The 2,437-nt window shown below is 58.4% G+C and carries 3 protein-coding genes; all 3 read left to right on the top strand.

The features are described from left to right. The first annotated feature begins 83 nt into the window (after nucleotides 1–83). The 3 genes from tnpA to tnpC are packed head-to-tail and all read left to right on the top strand — an operon-like array spanning nucleotide 84 to nucleotide 2,396. Nucleotides 84–467, top strand: a complete 384-nt coding sequence (gene tnpA / locus OOJ59_RS27720) for an IS66-like element accessory protein TnpA (protein WP_001201739.1) — start codon at nucleotides 84–86, stop codon at nucleotides 465–467. Further along, nucleotides 464–811, top strand: a complete 348-nt coding sequence (gene tnpB / locus OOJ59_RS27715; RefSeq protein WP_000609174.1) for an IS66 family insertion sequence element accessory protein TnpB — start codon at nucleotides 464–466, stop codon at nucleotides 809–811. Before tnpA ends, tnpB begins: the two co-directional genes overlap by 4 nt. A 49-nt stretch (nucleotides 812–860) precedes the next feature. Beyond that, nucleotides 861–2,396: an IS66 family transposase gene (tnpC, locus tag OOJ59_RS27710; RefSeq protein ID WP_001000409.1), complete on the top strand. Its 1,536-nt coding sequence runs from the start codon at nucleotides 861–863 to the stop codon at nucleotides 2,394–2,396. Nucleotides 2,397–2,437 lie beyond the last annotated feature (41 nt).

Raw genomic sequence — 2,437 nt, 5'->3', positions numbered from 1 at the left:
GTAAGCGTCGTCTGAGTACCGTCTGGTCCCGAATCCAGGATCCTGTAACTTAAGCACCCACTTATTTTGCAGGTGGACACCTCATGCGCGCTAAAGAAAGACTTCCCCGGAAACACTATTCCCCTGAATTCAAAATGGAACTGGTCAGGCTGGCTCTTGAAGAAGAAGGCAGTATTGCCGCACTGGCCCGGAAACATGACGTCAATGATAACCTGCTCTTTAAATGGATAAGGCTCTGGCAGCGTGAAGGGCGGGTCTGTCGGCCCCGAAAAAACTCATCGTCGCTTCCTGCCCTGATACCCGTGCAGCTTCAGGCGGGCTCTTCTCTCCCAACCTTCGAACTACCATCCTGCTCTCCTCCCGCTACCTGCCACATAAAATGTCGGGGAGGAGAAATAACACTGACTCATCCCTCTGCTGAACTCATGAGCACTGTCCTGCGCGAACTGATGCGGGGGCCGGTATGATAAATCTTCCCGCAGGCACAAAAATCTGGCTGGTTGCCGGTATCACCGATATGCGCAACGGCTTCAATGGCCTCGCCGCAAAGGTGCAGACCGCGCTGAAAGATGACCCGATGTCCGGCCACGTCTTCATCTTCCGGGGACGCAGCGGCAGTCAGGTAAAACTGCTCTGGTCCACCGGCGATGGTCTGTGCCTGCTGACAAAGCGACTGGAACGTGGTCGCTTCGCCTGGCCCTCAGCCCGCGATGGCAAAGTGTTCCTGACGCCGGCGCAACTGGCGATGCTGATGGAAGGTATCGACTGGCGACAGCCAAAGCGGTTACTGACATCCCTGACCATGTTGTAGCGCTCTTTATCCTGGTTGTCGCAGAATAAGCCTGGTAAAATACAGGCTTATGAACGATACCTCTTCTGACGACATCCTTCTGCTGAAACAGCGCCTGGCCGAACAGGAAGCGTTGATCCACGCCCTGCAGGAAAAGCTGAGCAACCGGGAACGCGAAATAGACCATCTGCAGGCGCAACTGGATAAGCTGCGCCGGATGAACTTCGGCAGTCGTTCCGAAAAGGTATCCCGCCGTATCGCGCAAATGGAAGCTGACCTGAACCTGCTGCAGCAGGAAAGCGATACGCTGACCGGCCGGGTGGATGACCCGGCAGTGCAGCGCCCGCTGCGTCAGACCCGCACCCGCAAACCGTTCCCTGAGTCACTCCCACGGGATGAGAAGCGGCTGCTGCCGACTGAGCCGTGTTGCCCGGAGTGCGGTGGTTCGCTGAGTTACCTGGGTGAGGATGCCGCCGAACAGCTGGAGCTGATGCGCAGCGCCTTCCGGGTTATCCGGACAGTCCGTGAAAAGCATGCCTGCCGTCGGTGCGATCGCATCGTTCAGGCCCCGGCTCCTTCGCGCCCCATCGAACGGGGGATCGCCGGACCGGGGCTGCTGGCCCGAGTGCTGACCTCAAAGTATGCAGAGCACACACCGCTGTATCGCCAGTCGGAGATCTATGCCCGCCAGGGTGTAGTGTTGAGTCGTTCTGTACTGTCGGGCTGGGTGGATGCGTGTTGTCGTCTGCTGGCACCGCTGGATGAAGCCCTTCAGCACTATGTCCTGACCGACGGCAAACTCCATGCTGACGATACGCCTGTCCCGGTGCTGTTGCCGGGCAATAAGAAGACGAAGACCGGGCGCTTATGGACGTACGTTCGAGACGACCGCAACGCCGGATCAGCGCTGGCCCCCGCAGTGTGGTTCGCTTACAGCCCGGACAGAAAAGGTATCCACCCTCAGACCCATCTTGCAGGCTTCAGTGGCGTACTGCAGGCTGATGCCTACGCCGGGTTCAACGAGCTCTACCGCGACGGCCATATAAAGGAAGCCGCGTGCTGGGCCCATGCCCGCCGAAAAATCCACGATGTTCACGTCCGTACCCCGTCAGTCCTGACGGAGGAGGCGCTGAAACGGATCGGCGAGCTGTATGCCATCGAGTCGGAGATCAGAGGTAAAAGAGCAGAGGAACGGCAGGCAGTCCGGCACCAAAAAGTGCTGCCGCTGCTGGCGTCACTGGAGGGGTGGCTGCGGGAGAAACAGAAAACCCTCTCAAGGCACTCAGAACTGGCGAAGGCGTTCGGGTATGCGCTGAACCAGTGGCCGGCGCTGATCCGCTATGCAGAAGATGGCTGGGTGGAGGTGGATAATAACATTGCCGAAAACGCCCTACGACGGGTCAGTCTGGGGAGAAAAAACTGGCTGTTCTTCGGCTCGGATCATGGTGGTGAGCGCGGTGCGTCACTGTACAGTCTTATCGGGACGTGCAAATTAAACGGCGTGGATCCGGAACGCTATCTGCATTATGTACTTGATGTCATCGCCGACTGGCCTGTGAACCGGGTGGGTGCTCTGCTCCCGTGGCGGGTTACTCTGCCTGCCTGACCAGCTTCACTTCGTCAATACGGTTCTCACTGCACGCTTAC

Origin of the sequence: Citrobacter sp. W9 (assembly GCF_026719375.1) — a bacterium.
Classification (GTDB): Bacteria; Pseudomonadota; Gammaproteobacteria; order Enterobacterales; family Enterobacteriaceae; genus Citrobacter; species Citrobacter werkmanii.
The sequence above is the reverse complement of the archived record's forward strand: the minus strand, read 5'-3'. Positions and strand labels throughout refer to the sequence as shown.